The organism is Ornithinimicrobium jinqii, from assembly GCF_045032595.1.
Taxonomy (GTDB): Bacteria; Actinomycetota; Actinomycetes; order Actinomycetales; family Dermatophilaceae; genus Ornithinicoccus.
On sequence record NZ_JBJFZS010000018.1, the window covers coordinates 165,624 to 183,496 of the forward strand.

A 17,873-nucleotide genomic window follows, 5' to 3' on the forward strand; every position below is an offset into this window, starting at 1 on the left:
GTGGGCTGGACGGTGCCACTCTACGACCGGCACGGCGCGCTCGGCAATGGATTTATCGACCATTGTCTCGCAGCACCTTCAGCACAGCCTCGCCGTACATCGCGAGCTTGCGTTCTCCGACCCCCGAGATCTGCTGCAGCGCAGCCTGGTCGACCGGCTCGCGCTCGGCGATGGCGGTCAGCGTGGCGTCCGTGAAGACCACGAAGGCCGGCACCGCCGTCTCCTTGGCGACCACGGTGCGCCAGGCCCGCAGCGCCTCGAAGACCGCCTCGTCGTAGGTGGGCGGGCAGGTCCCGCACCGACCCACCTTGCGCTCGGCGGCCGTGTGCAGGATGGTGCCGCACGTGCGGCAGGTTCGGGGCGCGCGCGTGCGGTCCGCGCGGCGCGCCACCTTCTTCCTGGGCCCCGCCGGGGCCGCGCCGTCGCCGAGGATCCCCGCTGCCGGACCCAGGAACCGGGACACGGAGCGGCTTCCCCGGGTGCCCGGCGCGCGTGATGCCGCCCAGCTCAGGTGCAGCTGCTCACGAGCGCGGGTGATGCCCACGTAGAGGAGGCGGCGCTCTTCCTCCACGCGCCCGGGGGTGTCCGCGAGGGTGATCGGCAGCAGCCCGTCGCTGCACCCGACGACGACGACCACGTCCCACTCCAGCCCCTTGGCAGCGTGCAGCGAGGCCAGGGTGATGCCCTGGACCGTCGGGGCGTGCTGCTCAGCCGCGCGCCGGTCCAGCTCCGCCACCAGGTCCCCCGTCCTCGCACCGGGAGCCGTCCGTGCCAGGTCGTCGGCCAGCAGCACGAGGGCCTGCAGGCTCTCCCAGCGCTCGCGCGTTGCCCCGCCCGGGGGCGGCTCCGGGGACCACCCGGCACCGGAGAGCACAGCCCGCACCACCTCGCCGAGAGCCGACGAGCCGTCGTCGGAGCGCACCGCGCCGCGCAGGAGCACGACCGCTGCCCGGACCTCCGCGCGGGAGAAGAACCGCTCGCCACCCCTGACCAGGTAGGGCACCTCGGCCCGCGCCAGCGCGGACTCCACCGCTCCGGACTGACCGTTGGTCCGGTAGAGGACGGCGACGGCGCTCGCGGGCGTGCCCCTCTCGAGCAGACCCCGGATGGTGGACGCGACCCCCTGAGCCTCCGCCTCGTCGTCGGGGTATGCGGTGAGGGTCGGGGCCGGGCCGTCCGAGCGCTGCGCCACGAGCTCGATGCTGGGTGCCAGCGCACGGGCGGCGGGCCCGTCGGACCGTCGACCGCCACCGAGGACGAGGTTGGCCAGGTGGATCACCTGGGGGGTGCTGCGGTAGTTCCTGACCAGCCGCACGCTGCGGGCCCCCGGGTGCCGGTCCGCGAAGCCGAGCAGGTGGTCGGCCGAGGCCCCCGTGAAGGAGTAGATCGACTGGGCCGGGTCACCCACCACGCAGACGTCCGACCGCTCTCCCACCCACAGGTCGAGCAGGTGCTGCTGGAGGAGGTTGACGTCCTGGTACTCGTCCACGACGAAGTGCCGGTACTGCTCGTGGATCTGCGCCGCGATCCGCGGGTGCTCGTCGAGCAGCCCGACGGTGAGCAGCAGCACGTCCTCGAAGTCGATGACGTGGCGCTCGGCACAGACCTCGCCGTAGACCTCGATGAGCCGGGCCATCGCGGTCGCGTCCAGCCCGGCCGGCTGCCGGTGCTGCTCCCGCGCTGCGGCGGGGTAGGTCTGGGCGGTCAGCATGCTCACCTTGGACCACTCGATCTCCGCGGCGGCGTCGCGCAGGCCGGCCCTGTCCAGGCGCAGCCGGAGCCGTCCGGCCGCCTCCACGACCGCCGGCACCTTCTGCGCGATCACCTCGGGCGGCGCGCCGCCCACCGCCTGCGGCCAGAAGAACTGCAGCTGCCGCAGCGCCGCGGCGTGGAAGGTGCGCGCCTGGACGGCCGGGACCCCCAGACCTCGCAGCCGCGTCCGCATCTCACCGGCTGCGCGCGCGGTGAAGGTGACGGCCAGGACGCGGGAGGGGTGATAGGCGCCGCTGGCCACGCCGTAGGCGATCCGGTGCGTGATCGCCCGCGTCTTGCCGGTGCCGGCGCCCGCCAGCACCACCATCGGCCCGGTGGGGTGGGCCGCCACCTGGCGCTGCTCCGGGTCGAGGCCGGACAGCACGTCGTCGGGACTCGCGGGCACCGGCGGCTCGACCGTCACGGGCTGTCCTCCCGCGGCGTGGGCAGCGGACCGCCGAACCACTCCTCGATGAGCAGGCGCGCGATCGACACCCGGGAGGGCAGGGTGCGAGAGCCGTCGACCATCCGCTCGGCGAGCTCGGTCCTCGTGTACCAGGCGGCCGACCGGATCTCCGCGGGGTCCGGCACCAGGTCCGTGGTGGTGGCCCGTGCACGGAAGCCGAGCATGAGCGAGGCGGGGAAGGGCCACGGCTGGTTGCCGCGGTAGGCGAGGTCGGTGACCGAGACCCCGACCTCCTCCCGGACCTCGCGCGCCACCGCCGCCTCCATCGTCTCCCCGGCCTCCACGAAGCCGGCCAGCACCGACACCCGTCCGTCGGGCCACGCGTTGCCGGTCGCCAGCAGCAGCCGGTGGTCGGGGTCGACCACCGCCATGATCACCGCGGGGTCGGTGCGCGGGTAGTGCTCCGAGCCGTCGGCAGGGCACCGCCGGACCCACCCCCCGAGCACGACCTCGGTCAACGCGCCGCACCGGGGGCAGTGCTGGTGGCCACGGTGCCACCCGTGCAACGCGGTGGCCGTGGTCAGCAGACCGGCCTCGGTGTCGTCGAGGTCGGCCCCCACCTCCCGCAGCGACAGCCACTCCACGTCCTCGACCGCCTCGACGCCGGGGCTCCCGTCACCGGGGCCGGGCCTGACGGCGACGTACGCGACTCCCTCGTGCCGGCCCAGGAACCAGGGCGAGGCGTCGACGTCCCGGTCGCGGGGGGCGCGCAGCGCGAGCCGGTCGCGCCCGGGCACCAGGACCGGCGCCGTGCCCTCACGCAGCTCGAGCACCCGGGTCCCCGGGTCGGCCAGGGCGGCGTCGATGGTCCCGGTCCGGGCACGCTCGTGCGCGGACCGGTCGACGGTGGCCCGGGACAGGGCAAGGTCCAGGAGGGTCTCGTCCGTGCGGCTCACGTCGACACTGTAGGTGTCGCCGCTGACCGACCGGGACGTGCCGGTGCACCTGCGAGCTCAGGGCACGCCCACCGCATACGGTGTGGGGGTGAAGCGCAGCGACCTCGCCCTGGCGGCCCTGGCCAGCGCCGCCGTCCCCGGCATGCAGCCCGTCGCCGTGGCCGCGGTCGGCCCTGCGGACGACGGCACCGACCCCGACCACCAGCAAGCTCTGGTCGAGGACACCACCGGACGCCGGTGGTGGGTGCGTGCTCCCCTCACGGCGGTCGCGGGGGCCGCGATGCAGCGCAACGACGAGCTCGTCCGGCAGCTGGCGCGCCACCTGCCGTTCAAGGTTCCGGCCCCGGTCGGGTATGCCGCGCTGGGCCCGGTCGGGCACGCTGCGGTCTACCCGTTCGTGGAGGGTTCTCCGATCGACCTCGGCCGGTTGCCCGCCGGCCCCGGTCTCGCGAGCGCCGTGGGCCGCGCGGTGGCGGCCGTCCACAACGTTCCCCGGGGGGTCTTCGAGGAGCAGGACGTCCCCGTGTTCGACGCGGCGGGCTGCCGTCAGCGGCTGACCGCCGAGGTCGACCGGGCCGCCGAGACGGGACGGGTGCCGACCGGCCTGCTCGCCCGGTGGGAGGCAGCCTTCGACGCCGCCCCCCTCTGGCAGTTCGCGACCACCCCCGTCCACGGAGCGTTCCGTGGGACCAGCGTCCTCGTCGTCTTCGGCGACGAGGACGACGCCTCCAGCGGTCGGGTCGTGGCCGTCACCGGCTGGGAGGAGGCCCAGATCGCCGACCCTGCCGTCGACCTTGCCCATACCTGCGCCCTGGCCTCCCCGCAGGCCTGGGAGTCCGTCCTGGACAGCTACGCGCTCGCCCGGGCCCAGCGCCCCGACCCGTACCTGCATGCCCGGGCCAGACTGATCTCCGAGACACGACTCCTCCGGGGACTCGCCGTCGCCGTGGCCGAGGGACGCGAGGACGAGGTCCGCAGGAAGGTCGAGGTCCTGCGGCGGACGGACCGCCTGACCGAGGAGGACGACTCGCTCGTGCCCTTCACTGCGCGCTCGTCCGGCGCGACGACGCAAGGAGGCCCGTCGACCGACCACCACGTGGACACGCCCGGACGGGAGGTCTCGCCCGAGGAACCTGCTGGCGAGGAGCTCGACCTCGCCGGCGGCGGGGGGCAGGCCCACCTGCTCGCTGGAGGGGACGACCCGGGCTCAGCGGCCGAGGTCGCCGCTGAGCCGGGCCCGGACCCCACCATGGAGGTGGCCTACCCCGAGTCCCCAGCCCCGGAGGGCGAGGACGCCCCGAGCGCGGACCGGCCGGAGCAGGACGCGGGCGACCACGGCAGCTCCCCGGCCGGTGACCAGCCCGAGGACGGGGCCGGACTCGGCGACGAGGACGAGGACCTGGACGACCAGCAGCGGCTGCACGAGCTGTACGGGATGCCCTCCCCCGATCCGGACACCACGCAGGCACTCCCGACGGAGCGTCCGGACGGGGAGGACGGCCCCCCCGAGCAGGACGTGGCGACCGGCACGACCGAGGACGACGAGGGAGACCCTCCCGCGGACGCGACCCCCCGAGGGACCTGACCGACAGGGCAGGGACCGAACGTCGTGACGACGGGCGCACCGGCGAGGGTTCCTCGTGCCTCAGCCCTGGCCGTGCGCCGGGTCGGTCGCCAGCTCGCTGACCAGCCGCTCCAGCTCGTCCTCGCCCGGCAGGGGCGGCCGGAGCGTGTGGCCGGTGGCCGCGAAGAAGAAGGCCGCGCGCACCTCCCCGGTCCGCCGGCCGGTCAGGCGGGCGTAGGCCAGGCGGTAGACGGCCAGCTGCAGGCTACGGACCCGTTGCTGCTCCGGACCGCCCTGCCTCCCCGTCTTCCAGTCCACGATCGTCACCCCGCCGTCGTCGTCGGCGAAGACGGCGTCGATGCGCCCCCGGACCCGGCGGCCGCCGACGGTCGTCTCCACTCCGACCTCCACCGCCGTCGGCGTCCGGCCCGCCCACTCGCTGTCCAGGAAGTGCCGCTGCAGCAGCAGGACGTCGTCGGCGGGGTCGTCCTCGGGTCCTGAGCCCAGGACCTCGTGCACGTCGACGAGCGCCGCCGCGGCGTAGTGCTGCTCGACCCAGGCATGGAAGGTCGTCCCCAACCGGGCGTGGGGGGCTGGCGGCCGGGGCACGGGTCGCCGCAGCCTGGCCCTGAACGTCGCCGGCTCGGCCGCCAGCTCGACGACCGCCGACGTCGAGAGGTGGTCCGGCACGGGCGGGGTGACCGGCGCCCGACGACGCTCCGCTCGCTCCGCCAGGAGAAGCCGCACGCTCTCGTCCCAAGGACTCTCGTCAGCAGCACCGAGACGTGCGCCGGTCTCCCGTGCGGACACCAGAGCGGCGACCACGTCCTGCACCGCCCGGCGCCGGGCGTGCGGCTCGACCGGCCACGGGGCCCGCGACTCCTCCAGCAGTCGTGGGTTCTGGTTCTCGGTCGGGTCGTCCGGGTCCGGCAGCGGCGCCCACTCACGGACCACCGCACCCACCCCCGGATCGCTGCGGACGTCGTCGAGGAACCTGGACGTCACGCGCGGGGTCTTCCCCGTGGACCACACGGGCGCCGTGAGCAGCATGCGGTGCCTGGCGCGGGTGAGGGCGACGTAGGCGAGGCGGCGCTCCTCCCGCACCGAGAACGATCCCCCCTCGCGATAGACGCGGGCCAGCTCCTCGTCGAGGACGTGGGTGTCCGGCACGGACATCCAGCCCAGCGTCGGGCGGTCCTCCCGGTCGCCCCGCAGCGGCGTAGGCAACCGACCGATCCCGGCGAGCCACCCCTTGTCCTTGCGCTCCCCCACGGTCCATCTGCTGCCGTCGTGCCGAGCGACCACGGCACCCGACGGGAACGTGCCCTCCACCATGCCGGGGACGGCGACAAGGTCCCACTCCAGGCCCTTGGCCGCGTGCACGGTCAGCACCTGGACCGCGCTGGTGTCCACGCTGACCTCCGCGAGCTCGGGCACCTCGGCCCCCTCGAGCCCCCGTTCGTGCTCGCGCGCGGCGTCGAGCCAGTCGAGGAATCCGCCGAGCGTCACCCGGTCGGCGCCAGCCGCGTAGCCGGCCGCGACGTCGACGAGCGCATCCAGCTGGGCACGACCCCAGGCCGGGTGGAGGTCCGGGTCGGCAGCGACCTCGAGGTCGAGCCCCAGGAGCCGCTCGGTCTCGACGACGAGGTCGGGCAGGGGCAGTCCGACGAGTGAGCGCACGCGCCGCAGCACGCTCGAGAGCCACTCGACGCGGACCGTCGCCTCGGGGCTCAGGTGGTGCCCCTGCTCCCCCACCCACCCGGCGCGCGGAGGCTGGTCGAGTGCCTCCGCCAGCACCGCAGCGTGCTCGCGGTCCGTGTGCCGTGCAGCGCCCGAGGTCCTGCCCAGCTCCTGGGCCCAGGTCCACAGAGCGTCGAGGTCAGCGGCACCCAGTCGGCACACCGGTCCGGTGAGAAGCCGCATCACCTGGTCCCCGCGGGTGGGTTCCTGGGCCGTCCAGAGCAGCGCGACGAGGTCGAGGATCTCGGGGGTGTCCAGCAGACCGCCGAGACCGACGACCTCCACCGGCAACCCCCTCCGTCGCAACGCCTCGACGATCGTGGGGAACTGCGCACGGGCGCGGCAGAGCACGGCCGCCGTCCGACCCTGGCCCCAGTGCTGCGCGACCCAGTCGGCGAGGTGCTCTGCCTCGTCGACATGGTCGACGAGCCTCGCGACCTCCACCAGCCCCGAACCGGCATCCTGCCTCGCGTGCAGCGTCTCCACCGGGATGCGGGACGAGCGCTGCAGCTCTCCGGCGACCGCGTTGGCCGCTGCCAGCACGGCCCGGTCGTTGCGCCAGGAGGTGCTCAGGTGGAGCACGGTCGCCGGACGGCCTTCGACGGCGAACTCGCGGGGGAAGCGGGTCAGGGTGCTTGCGCTGGCCCCTCTCCAGCCGTAGATCGACTGGTGCGGGTCCCCCACCGCCGTGACCGGAAGGTCAGCACCGGCGAAGAGGGAGCTCATGAGCACCATCTGGGCCTCCGAGGTGTCCTGGAACTCGTCGAGGAGGACTGCGCCGTAGCGCGCCTGCTCGGCGAGCGGAACCTCGGGCACGTCACGTGCCAGCCGGGCGGCCAGGGCCATCTGGTCACCGAAGTCGAGTGCGCCGCGGGCCGCCTTGGCAGCCCGGTACTCCTCCACGATGGGGTAGACGAGCGCCTGCATGCGCAGCAGTGAGGCCGTATGGCTCCCCACCGCCTTGGGCCTCTTTCCCCCGGCGCCCGGGAGGGAGACCACCCTGACCTCCACCCGGCGGAGCCAGTCGAGTGCCTCGGCGGGGGCGACGAGGTGCTCGCCCAGCTCGCCGGCCAGGCCGAGCACCGCACGCACGACCGTCGACTCGGCACGGTCCATCTCCTGCATGTCGCCCGCGTGGGTGGCGACCACCTCGTGCGCGAGCTGCCAGCAGGCAGCCTCGCTCAGGAGCGCGGCGTCCGGCTCCACGCCGAGCCGCAGCCCGTGCTCACCGACCAACCGTCCCGCATAGGCGTGATACGTCGAGACGGTCGGGAGGTCGAGGTTCTGGTGGTCGTCGTCCGGCGTCCACAGCCCCACCTCGCGCAGTCGCCCCAGGCGTGCCGCGAGCCGGGCGCTCAGCTCCATCGCCGCCTTGCGCGTGAACGTCAGGCCCAGCACCTGCTGGGGTTCCACGTAGCCGTTGGCGATCAGCCACACGACGCGCAGGGCCATCGTCTCGGTCTTCCCCGAGCCGGCGCCGGCGACCACCACGGTCGGGCTCAGGTCTGCCTCGATGACCGCGCGCTGCTCCTCGGTGGGGGCGAAGGCACCCAGCGCCTCGGTCAGCTCGGCTGCCGTGAAGCGAGGCCGTCCGCGGACCTGGGCCCCCGGCCGGGCGTCCACCGCTCCTGCTCCCGCGGTCGCGCCCGCCCCGCTCATCGTCCCTGACCTTCAGGTTGGAGCGGGCACGAGAAGCGCGCGGCGCACGAGCGGCACCGCTGCTGGAGGTCGTGGGCCGCGAAGGTGTGCCCGGCCATCCCCGCACCAGCACGGAGCACCATGGTGCGGGCCCACCCCGGCTCCGCGTCGTCCAGGACCGGGGGCTGGGCCTGCGTCACCGGTCCGGTGGCCCCGAGGTGCACGAGTTCGGCGCCCCCGCTCGTGGCTCCCGGGGACAGCTGCCCGAAGGCGCCCTCCGTGACCGCCACCTGGTAGGCGCCCAGCTGGGCATGCCGGCGGATGTCGTCGCCGGACGGCTTGGTCCTGCTGGTCTTGAGGTCGAGGACGACGAGCCGACCCTCCTCGTCCCGCTCCAGTCGGTCCACCGAGCCCCGCAGCTCGACGGTGCGCAGCCACCCCCCGTCCTCGGCCTGGTCGGGGCGGACCGACACCGCCACGCCGACCTCGGTCCCGACCAGGGTGCGCCCCGCCCGCCGCGACTGCTCGACGTAGGAGACGTAGCGGGCGATCATGCCGCGGGCCGCACGGTGGCGCTTCTCCGCCACCCACCCCGGCCGCAGTCCCAGCCCGGACCAGCGCCGGTCCAGCTCCTCGACGAGGCGTTCCTCGTCCGCGTCGGGTGCTGCTGCGAGCACGTCGTGCACGAGGGTCCCGATCTCCGCGGCGACGGCGTCTCCTGCGTCGGCGCCCCGCGTGGTGAGCAACCACCTCAGCTCGCAGTCCACGAAGTCCTGGACCCGGGACGGCGAGACCCGCACCGGACCCGCCGCCACCAGAGGACGGTCCGACGAGACCTCGCGCGTGTCCCACCACCGCTGAGGGTCGGCACCATCGACCCCCTCCCGGGCCAGGTGCAGCAGGGCGTCGACCGCCGAGTCACGGCGCTCGTGCTCGCCGACCCGCTGGGCCCGGACCGCCGTCCTGCGCAGCTGGCCCACGAGCCCGCGGAGGGTCAGCGGTGCGGGCACCTCCACGAGGGGCAGGTCGCGGTACGCGGGGTCGACCAGGTCCAGGAACCCGGAGGGCTGGTCGTCGGTGCTGGCCACCGCCGTCACCAGCAGGGTCTGGTGCGCCCGACTGACCGCGACGTGAAACTGGCGCAGTTCGTCCGCCCGCACCTGGGACTGCGCGGCCCGCAGCGCCTCCGCACCGCCGACCGGACGACCGTGCAGTGCCGAGACGAGCACCTGGGCGCCGAGGAGCGTGTCCCGCAGGCGCAGGTCCGGCCAGACCCCCTCCTGGACCCCGACCACCGCGACCAGGTCCCAGTGGCGCCCGGCGACCGCCTGGGGAGTGAGCACCTCCACCGCGTCCCCGGTCCGGCCACCGACGACGAGCGTGTCCGCGGCCACCTCGGCACCGCGCACATGGTCGAGGAATCCCCGTGGCCGGCTGCCGGGAAGCCGCTCGACGTAAGCCTCCGCGGCGCCGAAGAGCACCAGCACGGCGTCCAGGTCACGGTCCGCGCGGGCCCCCAGGGCACCACCGGCCAGCGCCTGCCTCGTCCACGTCCGCGCCAGCTCGGTCTCGGACCACAGCGCCCACAGCACGTCCTCCGCCGAGCCCGGGGGGTCAGCCAGCACCGCCTGCCGGCCGGCGCGCAGCACCCGGGCGACATCGGCGAGCGGCATCAGGTCGTCGTGCACCGCAGAGCGGGGAGCCCGCACGAGGTCCTCCCCCTCGAGCAGGCCGGCGAGCGCCTCGTCGGCGCCCCGGGTGCCCCCGTCGGCCAGCTCGGCCGCACGGACCCGACGGCGCAGCCGCCTCAGGTGCACGGGGTCGACCCCACCCATCGGGCTCGTCAGCAGCTCCACGGCCTCCGCGGGCGACACCGTCCAGGGCTGCGTGGGCTCGGGACGGGTGACGACGTCGAAGGCCGTGAGGAGGGGCGCCACGGCGGGGTCCTGGCCCAGGGGCAGCCCGGACCGGTCCAGCTGGACCGGCACCCCGGCGGAGACCAGCGCGCGGCGCAGGCCGTCCTGCTGCGCCCCCGAACGGGTGATGACGGCCATCCGTGCCCAGGGGACGCCCTTCCCCAGGTGGGCCTCCCGCAGCCGACGACCGACGAGGGCCGCCTCCTGGGCGCGGCTGCGCAGGACCGCGACCTGGATTTGGTCGTGGCCGCCACCTCCTGCGGGGACCATGGGTCGACGGTGCGCCACCCCGTGGGTGGCACCGATCCGGTCCGACACCCGATCCGTCACCTCCCCGAGCCCGGGGCGTCCACGATGTCTGGTGCCCAGCACCACCGTCGGCACGGCCGACGGACCAGCTCCACCGTGCGCTCCTCCCCTGGACCGCGCGTGCAGCGCGCCGGCGAGCTCGACGAAGCGACCGGGGACCGCGCCCCGGAAACCGAGCACGGACGCGTCCCCGTCCCCCGCCAGGACCACGTCGGTGCCGGGGGCGTGCAGGACCTCGACCAGCCTCGCCGCGGAAGCCGTGAGCTCCTGCGCGTCGTCGACGAGAATCACGCGCAGCGTCCTCCTCACGGTGTCCAGGAGCTGCGGGTCGTCCTCCAGGACGTCCGCCGCCGCGGTGCAGATCCAGGCCGGGTCGTAGGCGCCGGGCTCGGACAGTGCGGTAACCTGGTCGTACTCCTCCAGCACGTCTGCGGCCGCCCGCCACTCCGGTCGATCGTGCTCGGCGCCGAGCGCGCGCAGGTCGGCGGGCTCCAGCCCGTGCTCCACCGCACGCATCAGGAGGTCGCGCAGCTGGCCCCGGAAGCCGGCGGTGGGCAGCGCTGCCTCGAGGGCCGCCGGCCAGTCCGGGCCGAGCCCCTGGGCGCGGTGGCCGGCGAGCAACTCACGCAGGATGACGTCCTGCTCGGCCCCCGACAGCAGCCGCGGGAGCGGATCTCCAGCCCCCGCGGCGGCGAGCCGCAGCACCGCGAACGCCAGCGATGACGGGGTGCGCGCCAGGGGCTCGCTGAAGGTCTCCCCCAGGCCACGGCCCACGTCGGCACGCAGGCGTGCCGCGGCCTGCCGCGTGGGGCCCAGCACGAGACAGGCGTCCGGGGCGACCCCGTCGCGCGCGACGCGGTCCTGGACGTGCCGCACGACGACCGACGACTTGCCGGTGCCCGGAGCACCCAGCACCAGCAGGACCCCGCCCCGGTGGTAGACCACCCGCTCCTGGGCCGGGTCCGTCGCGGGCCGGGACCCGTCGTCGTTCGCCGTCATGACGCCATCACACCATCTGGCACCGACAGACCTGGTGCCCCGCCGGGCGACGCGGACGAGGCAGCCCCTGCCGGCGTCCCCTTCCCCTAGGATGACGCGCACCGTCCCGAAGGAGATGCCCAGGTGAGCACCCCACCCACCCCAGGCGAACCCCGACCGCGCCTGCCGCGCAGCCAGAGACGCGCGCTCCTGCTGGAGGCCGCGCTCGCCAGCTTCTCCGAGAATGGCTACCACGCCACGGCCATGGACGACATCGCCGGTCGGGCCGGGGTGTCCAAGCCCGTGCTCTACCAGCACTTCGACAGCAAGCTGGACCTCTACCTGGCACTCGCCGCCCAGGCCTGCGACGGGATGGTCGAGACGATCGAGTCGGCGATGGCGTCCACGGACGACAACGGGGACCGGATCAGGGCGACGATGCACGGGTTCTTCGCGTTCGTGGACCGACCAGGGTCGGGCTACCCGCTGGTCCTGGCCTCCGACATGGGCGACGATCCCTCGGTGGCCGCGCTCCTGGCGCAGGCCCAGACACGGTGTGCCGCCGCGGTGGGCCGGGTGCTCCAGGACCAGACCGACCTGGACGGGGAGCAGTCCGTGCTCATCGGCACCGCGCTCGTCGGGCTGGCGCAGTCGGCCGCCCGGCACTGGTACGAGAGCGGTTCACAGGTCCCCCGGGGGGTCGCCGCGGACGTCATGACGACGGTGGCGTGGCGGGGACTCGGGCACTTCCCCCGGTCCCTCGAGGGCGCGGGCGCCGACGCGGTGTCCTCGCACACAGGGACCTCGGGTTAGCCTCGTCGCGAGCAGCACCCGTCCCCGAGCAAGGAGGAACCCGTGGAGGTTCGCATCGGCATCCGCGACGTCGCCCGCGAGGTCGCGTTCGAGTCCGACAACACCCCCCAGCAGGTCCGAGCCACCGTGAACGAGGCCCTGGCGTCCGGCGCCGCCCTCATCGAGCTGGAGGACGACAAGGGCCGCACGGTGCTGATCCCTACCGGAGCCCTGGGCTACGTGGAGATCGGCGCGCAGGAGAAGGGCCGGGTGGGGTTCGGGACGCGCTGAGCACGAGAAACCGCTGCAGGGCGCGCCGACGGGACGTCCTGAGTGGACCCGCGCCCGAAATCGCATTAGCGTTGCTCCCGGTTCTCACGGGTCTCCCGTGACCACCAGCCAAGGGAAGGTCCCTGCTGGTCGTTTAGAAAGGTCGAACACCATGCTTTGGACCATCATCGTCGCCCTCCTCGTGGGCTGCATCGTGGGCCCCCTGGCCCGCCTCATCCTGCCCGGCGAGCAGAACCTGTCGCTCCCCACGACCATCCTCCTGGGTGCCGTGGGATCGCTCATCGGCGCCTGGGTCGGTGCCCAGTTCCTCGGCACCGACGGTGACCAGTTCAGCTTCTGGGGCCTGATCCTCGGCACGATCTTCGCGATCGTCGCCGTGGCTGCCTACATCGCGGTCACCCGCCGCAACCAGAAGTCCATCCGCTGACATCAGCACCTCACGACGGCGCGTCCTCCCCATGGGAGGGCGCGCCGTCTGCGTGCGAGGGGGCGAGCGGCCCGGACTCCGGTAGGATGGGGACGTTCACCGGTGACCGATCGGCCGCTGCTGTAGATGCGGTTGTCACACCCCGGGCGCGTCGCCCGACACCTTCTTCGTCAAGAGACCTCCCGATCGGCCCGCGAGCCCGGCACCACGGCATACCCCGTGCTGCCGGTCCACCCACCTGATCGAGAGACGCCCACACCATGACGGAAACCCGCACCTTCGCCGACTTCGGCCTCCACCCCGACCTGGTCCGCGCCATCGCCGAGGCCGGCATCACCCACCCCTTCCCCATCCAGGCCATGACGCTGCCGGTCGCCCTGGCGCGGCACGACATCATCGGGCAGGCCAAGACCGGGACCGGCAAGACCCTGGGCTTCGGGCTGCCGATGCTGCAGCACGTGGTCGCCCCCGGCGACGAAGGCTTCGCCGCCCTGCCCAAGCCGGGCGCGCCGCAGGCGCTCGCCGTGGCCCCCACCCGCGAGCTCGCGGTCCAGGTGGCCCAGGACCTGTCCAACGCCGCCAAGTACCGCGGCATCCGCGTGCTGACCATCTACGGCGGTCGCGCCTACGAGCCTCAGATCGAGACCCTCCAGAAGGGGGTCGAGGTCGTCGTCGGCACGCCGGGGCGGCTCCTCGACCTCGCAGCGAAGGGTCACCTGGACCTGGGGCACGCCCGGACGGTCGTGCTCGACGAGGCCGACGAGATGCTGGACCTCGGCTTCCTCCCCGACGTCGAGAAGATGCTCGCCCTCACTCCCGCCGGTCGCCACACCATGCTCTTCAGCGCGACCATGCCCGGTGCCGTGGTGTCGCTGGCCCGGAGCTACATGACGCAGCCGACCCACATCCGGGCCATGAGCGAGGACGGGGACGAGCGCCAGACCGTCGCCGCCGTCGAGCAGTTCGCCTACCGCGCGCACGCCATGGACAAGGTCGAGATGGTGGCGCGCATCCTCCAGGCGAAGGACCGTGGACGAACGATCATCTTCACCCGCACCAAGCGCACCGCCGCCAAGGTGGCCGACGACCTCATCGGGCGCGGCTTCGCCGCCGCGGCGATCCACGGCGACCTCGGGCAGGGTGCGCGAGAGCAGGCGCTGCGCGCGTTCCGCAGCGACAAGGTGGACGTGCTCGTCGCCACCGACGTGGCAGCGCGCGGGATCGACGTCGAGGCCGTGACCCACATCATCAACTACCAGTGCCCTGAGGACGAGAAGACCTACCTGCACCGGATCGGCCGCACCGCCCGTGCCGGGGCGACGGGTGTCGCCGTCACCTTCGTCGACTGGGACGACATGCCCCGCTGGGGGCTGATCAACAAGGGCCTCGACCTGGGCTACCCGGAGCCGGACGAGACGTACTCCTCCAGCCCCCACCTCTTCGAGCAGCTCGACATCCCCGCCGGCACCACCGGGACCCTCCCCCGCTCGCAGCGGACCCACCAGGGCCTCGCGGGCGAGGAGATCGAGGACCTCGGCGGCGACCGAGGGGGCCGAGGTCGCACGGGCGGGCGTGGCGGCGACGGCGGTCGCTCCGACGGCGGCCGCTCGGGCGGCGGACGCTCGGGCAACCGGGAGCGGACACGTGACGGCGGCGGGCGCTCCGAGGGACGCGCGCCCCGACGCGACGGTGACGCGCCCACGGCCTCCGGTGACGCACGCCCCGAGGGCGCCCCGCAGCGCAACCGTCGTCGCCGCACGACCCGCACGGGTGGCGCATCGACCGCACCTCAGGGCTGAGGCCCAGCTCGGTCAGCCGGCCGCGCCGAGCACCGCCGCGCCCGTCCCCCTCGCCAGGATCTGGTCCAGGACGTCGGGAGCGGTGGTGTGCTCGCCGAGACGGTTCAGCTTGCCGGTGCCGTGGTAGTCGCTCGAGCCCGTGCGCAGCAGCCCCAGGCGACGGACCAGCTGGGCCGCGTGCTCGCGCTCGGCGGGTCCGTGGTCTCGGTGGTCCACCTCCAGACCCGCCATGCCGGCGTCCACCATCTCGACGACCACCCGGTCCGGGACGACCCGCCCCCGGCTGCTGGCGAACGGGTGGGCGATGACCGCGACCCCGCCCGCCGCCACGACCAGCTCGGTCGCCCGCACGGGGTCCGGGGCGGCGTGCGCCACGTAGTAGGGGCTCGAGGGGGCCAGGAGGTCGGCGAAGGCCTCGTCGCGGTGGGCGAAGACCCCGGCGCGCACGAGGGCGTCCGCCACGTGAGGGCGTCCTAGAGGCACCCCGTGGCCGGCCGCAGCCAGCACCTCGTCGACGTCGACCGGGAACCCGTCGGAGGCCAGCCGTTCGACCATGACACGCAGTCGTGAGTCCCTGCTGCCCCTGCTCGCCGCGAGAGCCGCCGCCAGCGGACGGTCCTCAGGGTCCGGGAGGTAGGCGAGCAGGTGCACGGAGATGCCCTGCCAGCTGCACGACACCTCGATGCCCGGCACCACGAGCACCGAGTGCTCACGGCCTGCCGCGTCGGCCTCCGCCCACCCGGTCACCACGTCGTGGTCGGTGAGGGCGACCACGTCCACGCCGGCCGTGGAGGCTGCGCGCACGACCTCCGCGGGGGTCTCGGTTCCGTCGCTGCACACCGAGTGGGTGTGCAGGTCCACGACGGCTCGGGTCGGGGTGGCTGCCATGGGGACACGGTATGCGGTGCCCGCAGACGGCATACTGGAGGCTCCTGATCGGCGTCCGGACCCTTCCGGACGCACCTGACCCGAGGAGTTCCATGCCTGCCCTTCTGCCCCGCCGCCGCGCGACCACGACCGCGGTCGCGACGCTGCTGGCCCTCGGCGCCCTGACGGCGTGCGCCCAGGAGGAGCCGACCGACGACCCGACCCCCACCAGCGCGCCAGCCCCGACGCAGGACGACACAGGCACCACCTCCGACGCGCCCGACGACCAGGAGGTCACCAGCGCGCCCGACGACCAGGAGGCCACCAGCGCGCCCGACGACGCGACGGCGACCAGCACCCCGGACGACGCCTCCCAGACGTCCGAGGCCCCCGCCACCGCAGCCCCCGCGGAGCCGATCACCCTGACGGCCACCGACGACTCCTTCACCCTGTCCGCCCCCGAGGGGTGGGAGGACGCGCTGGACCTCGTCGACGACGAGAACATCCTGGCCGCCGCCAAGGCCACCGAGCAGGTGGACGACTTCTACACCAACGTGGTGGTCACCAAGGAGGAGTACGTCCGCAACCTCACGGGCGCCGTCGAGGAGACCGCGGCGCAGCTCGCGGAGCAGGAGGGCGTCGAGGACGACTACGAGCTGCTGGAGCCGGCGGAGGTCGACGGCAACCGGGCGCCGGGCTACACGATCGTCCGCGAGGTCCAGGGCAGCACCGTGCACCAGACCCAAAGGTGGATCAGCCACGACGGCACCCTCTACGTGGTGACCTTCTCCGTGGTCGAGAGCGAGTCCGACGAGGCTGCTTCCGTCCTGGACGACATGCTCGCGAGCTGGGAGTGGCAGGACTGAGCGAGCGCCTCAGCCGGTGATGTAGCCGCTGCGCGAGCGTCGCCGGGCGCGCAACGCAGCCCGGTCCAGGCCGAACCTGCGGCGGACCAGGAAGCCGCCGATGGACAGGCCCGCGGCGAGTGCCAACCCCGTCGTCACGGCGCTGACGAAGTGGATCACCGCGTTGCCCACCACGGCGGGTGAGTTGGCGAGGATGAGGTAGATCGAGCGGTAGACGGCCAGTCCGGGCAGGAGCGCGACGATGCTGGCCGTGGCGACGGCCAGCTCCGGCACCCGGAACCGTCGGTGCGCGGCGTAGGCCAGTGCGCCCGCCGGGACCGCGGCCACCGCGACGCTCCCGGCCCCGCCCAGACCGAGCAGCAGGGCCGCCTCGAAGGTCAGCCACGCGAGCCCGGAGATGAGCATGGCGATCGCCATCGTCCGCGGCCCTGAGTAGGTGATGAGGCAGAAGCCGAGCGCCACGAGCATCGAGCCGAGTGCTCCCACGAACGGCAGCCCTCCGAGCATCACGAACGGTGAGACGTCCATGTCGATGTCCAGCCGGTTGGCCAGCCCGAGGACCACGGCGATCCCGACGGCGATGCCCGCGGTCATCAGCACCACCTCCAGCCCTCGAGCACCGGCCGTGACGTAGTAGCCGTCGAGGGCGTCCTGGGCTGCGCCCATCAGGCCGAGGCCGGCGAGCAGCACCACGATGCCGGAGATGACCACCAGGGAGGGCGAATCCACGCCCGGCACGTCGATGTCTCTCCCCATCGCCCAGAACAGCGGCATGGCGATGGCGGCGGGGACCGCTGCGCTGACGGCCTGGGCGAAGAACGCGGCGACCCCCGCGTTGTAGAGCACCCGCTGCACCTGGTCCACGACGGCGGCCGAGAGCGCAGCGAGCAACCAGGTGACCGGACCGGCGCCGAACAGCACGACGACGCCCACGGCGATGAGCGCGTTGCCGGCGGTCACGACCCAGCGACGGTAGGGGTGCGGCGCCTTGAGCAGGCGGGTGAGGCGTGAGCGCGCCACGTCGATCTCCATGGGGACGGCCCCCACCGCGACGGAGCGCACCACGTCGTCCACCAGTGCTTGCACGCCCTCCAGCCGGGTGTAGTCCGGCGACCGTCCCGGGATGACGCGCATGACCGACAGCGGGTCCTCGTGCAGTCCCCGGTGGATCGAGACGGTGATGGAGGTGAAGGTGATGTCGACGTGGGCCGAGCGGACCCCGTAGGCCTCCATCAGCCGCAGGACGGTGGCCACCGACTCCGACGACGGCGCTCCCGTGGACAGCATGGCCTCTCCGACGCGCAGGGCCAGGTCGATCACCGCTCGCGCCTCGCGCTGCGACACGGACGCGTCGCCCTCCGTGCGGGTCCCGAGCGCCATCGTGGGCGGGGAGACGCCGCGGACCACGTGGGCGGCGCGGTCGCGCCAGAGGCGCCCCACCCGCCCCGACGCGGTGAGCTGGGTGGGGTCCAGCACGTGCGGTCCGGTCACCTCGACCTGGACGTCGGGGGTCGTCGTGTCCTCGCTCACCGGACCAGCGTAGGGGTCGACCCTGACCGCCGGGTGGGCGCT

General features: G+C 73.9%; 12 protein-coding genes. 6 read left to right on the forward strand and 6 right to left on the reverse strand.

Annotated features, from left to right (window positions below):
* Positions 1-52: 52 nt before the first annotated feature.
* Both ACI3ET_RS08495 and nudC read right to left on the reverse strand, forming a co-directional pair.
* Positions 53-2,080, reverse strand: a complete 2,028-nt coding sequence (locus ACI3ET_RS08495) for an ATP-dependent DNA helicase UvrD2 (protein WP_405032659.1) — start codon at positions 2,078-2,080, stop codon at positions 53-55.
* 92 nt (positions 2,081-2,172) lie between these two features.
* The gene (gene nudC, locus ACI3ET_RS08500) at positions 2,173-3,114 is read right to left on the reverse strand and encodes an NAD(+) diphosphatase (protein WP_405032582.1); all 942 of its coding nucleotides are present in this window, start codon (positions 3,112-3,114) and stop codon (positions 2,173-2,175) included.
* 88 nt (positions 3,115-3,202) lie between these two features.
* On the opposite strand from nudC, the gene ACI3ET_RS08505 reads away from it, so the two are divergent.
* Positions 3,203-4,699 carry a phosphotransferase gene (locus ACI3ET_RS08505; RefSeq protein WP_405032583.1) on the forward strand — a complete coding sequence of 499 codons (1,497 nt, stop codon included), beginning with the start codon at positions 3,203-3,205 and terminating at the stop codon, positions 4,697-4,699.
* Positions 4,700-4,759: 60 nt separating this feature from the next.
* Here ACI3ET_RS08505 and ACI3ET_RS08510 read toward each other — a convergent pair whose 3' ends face one another.
* Positions 4,760-8,077, reverse strand: coding sequence for an ATP-dependent helicase (locus ACI3ET_RS08510; protein ID WP_405032584.1), 3,318 nt, complete (start codon positions 8,075-8,077; stop codon positions 4,760-4,762).
* The gene (locus ACI3ET_RS08515; protein ID WP_405032585.1) at positions 8,074-11,280 is read right to left on the reverse strand and encodes an ATP-dependent helicase; all 3,207 of its coding nucleotides are present in this window, start codon (positions 11,278-11,280) and stop codon (positions 8,074-8,076) included. Before ACI3ET_RS08515 ends, ACI3ET_RS08510 begins: the two co-directional genes overlap by 4 nt.
* Before the next feature lie 123 nt (positions 11,281-11,403).
* Between ACI3ET_RS08515 and ACI3ET_RS08520 the strand changes: the two genes are divergently transcribed.
* From ACI3ET_RS08520 to ACI3ET_RS08535, 4 genes are all read left to right on the forward strand, one after another.
* Positions 11,404-12,072 carry a TetR/AcrR family transcriptional regulator gene (locus ACI3ET_RS08520; protein ID WP_405032586.1) on the forward strand — a complete coding sequence of 223 codons (669 nt, stop codon included), beginning with the start codon at positions 11,404-11,406 and terminating at the stop codon, positions 12,070-12,072.
* A gap of 42 nt (positions 12,073-12,114) precedes the next feature.
* The gene (locus tag ACI3ET_RS08525) at positions 12,115-12,342 is read left to right on the forward strand and encodes a DUF3107 domain-containing protein (protein WP_405032587.1); all 228 of its coding nucleotides are present in this window, start codon (positions 12,115-12,117) and stop codon (positions 12,340-12,342) included.
* A gap of 151 nt (positions 12,343-12,493) precedes the next feature.
* Positions 12,494-12,769 (forward strand): GlsB/YeaQ/YmgE family stress response membrane protein, encoded by a 276-nt coding sequence (locus ACI3ET_RS08530; protein ID WP_405032588.1) that lies wholly within the window; start codon positions 12,494-12,496, stop codon positions 12,767-12,769.
* A gap of 260 nt (positions 12,770-13,029) precedes the next feature.
* Positions 13,030-14,568, forward strand: coding sequence for a DEAD/DEAH box helicase (locus ACI3ET_RS08535; RefSeq protein WP_405032589.1), 1,539 nt, complete (start codon positions 13,030-13,032; stop codon positions 14,566-14,568).
* Positions 14,569-14,580: 12 nt separating this feature from the next.
* On the opposite strand, the gene ACI3ET_RS08540 is transcribed toward ACI3ET_RS08535, so the two are convergent.
* A complete protein-coding gene (locus ACI3ET_RS08540; protein ID WP_405032590.1) occupies positions 14,581-15,456 on the reverse strand; it encodes a PHP domain-containing protein in 876 nt (291 codons plus the stop codon).
* Positions 15,457-15,548: 92 nt separating this feature from the next.
* On the opposite strand from ACI3ET_RS08540, the gene ACI3ET_RS08545 reads away from it, so the two are divergent.
* Entirely contained in the window at positions 15,549-16,301 is a 753-nt protein-coding gene (locus tag ACI3ET_RS08545; protein ID WP_405032591.1) for a hypothetical protein, read from the forward strand.
* 9 nt (positions 16,302-16,310) lie between these two features.
* Here ACI3ET_RS08545 and ACI3ET_RS08550 read toward each other — a convergent pair whose 3' ends face one another.
* Positions 16,311-17,831: a threonine/serine exporter family protein gene (locus tag ACI3ET_RS08550; RefSeq protein WP_405032592.1), complete on the reverse strand. Its 1,521-nt coding sequence runs from the start codon at positions 17,829-17,831 to the stop codon at positions 16,311-16,313.
* Between the last annotated feature and the right edge of the window lie 42 nt (positions 17,832-17,873).

Coding starts and splice junctions, on each gene's coding strand:
- ACI3ET_RS08535 (WP_405032589.1), top strand. CDS start 13,030: ATGACGGAAACCCGCACCTTCGCCGACTTCGGCCTCCACCCCGACCTG.
- ACI3ET_RS08545 (WP_405032591.1), top strand. CDS start 15,549: ATGCCTGCCCTTCTGCCCCGCCGCCGCGCGACCACGACCGCGGTCGCG.
- ACI3ET_RS08510 (WP_405032584.1), bottom strand. CDS start 8,077: ATGAGCGGGGCGGGCGCGACCGCGGGAGCAGGAGCGGTGGACGCCCGG.
- ACI3ET_RS08495 (WP_405032659.1), bottom strand. CDS start 2,080: ATGGTGGTGCTGGCGGGCGCCGGCACCGGCAAGACGCGGGCGATCACG.
- ACI3ET_RS08540 (WP_405032590.1), bottom strand. CDS start 15,456: ATGGCAGCCACCCCGACCCGAGCCGTCGTGGACCTGCACACCCACTCG.
- ACI3ET_RS08515 (WP_405032585.1), bottom strand. CDS start 11,280: ATGACGGCGAACGACGACGGGTCCCGGCCCGCGACGGACCCGGCCCAG.
- ACI3ET_RS08530 (WP_405032588.1), top strand. CDS start 12,494: ATGCTTTGGACCATCATCGTCGCCCTCCTCGTGGGCTGCATCGTGGGC.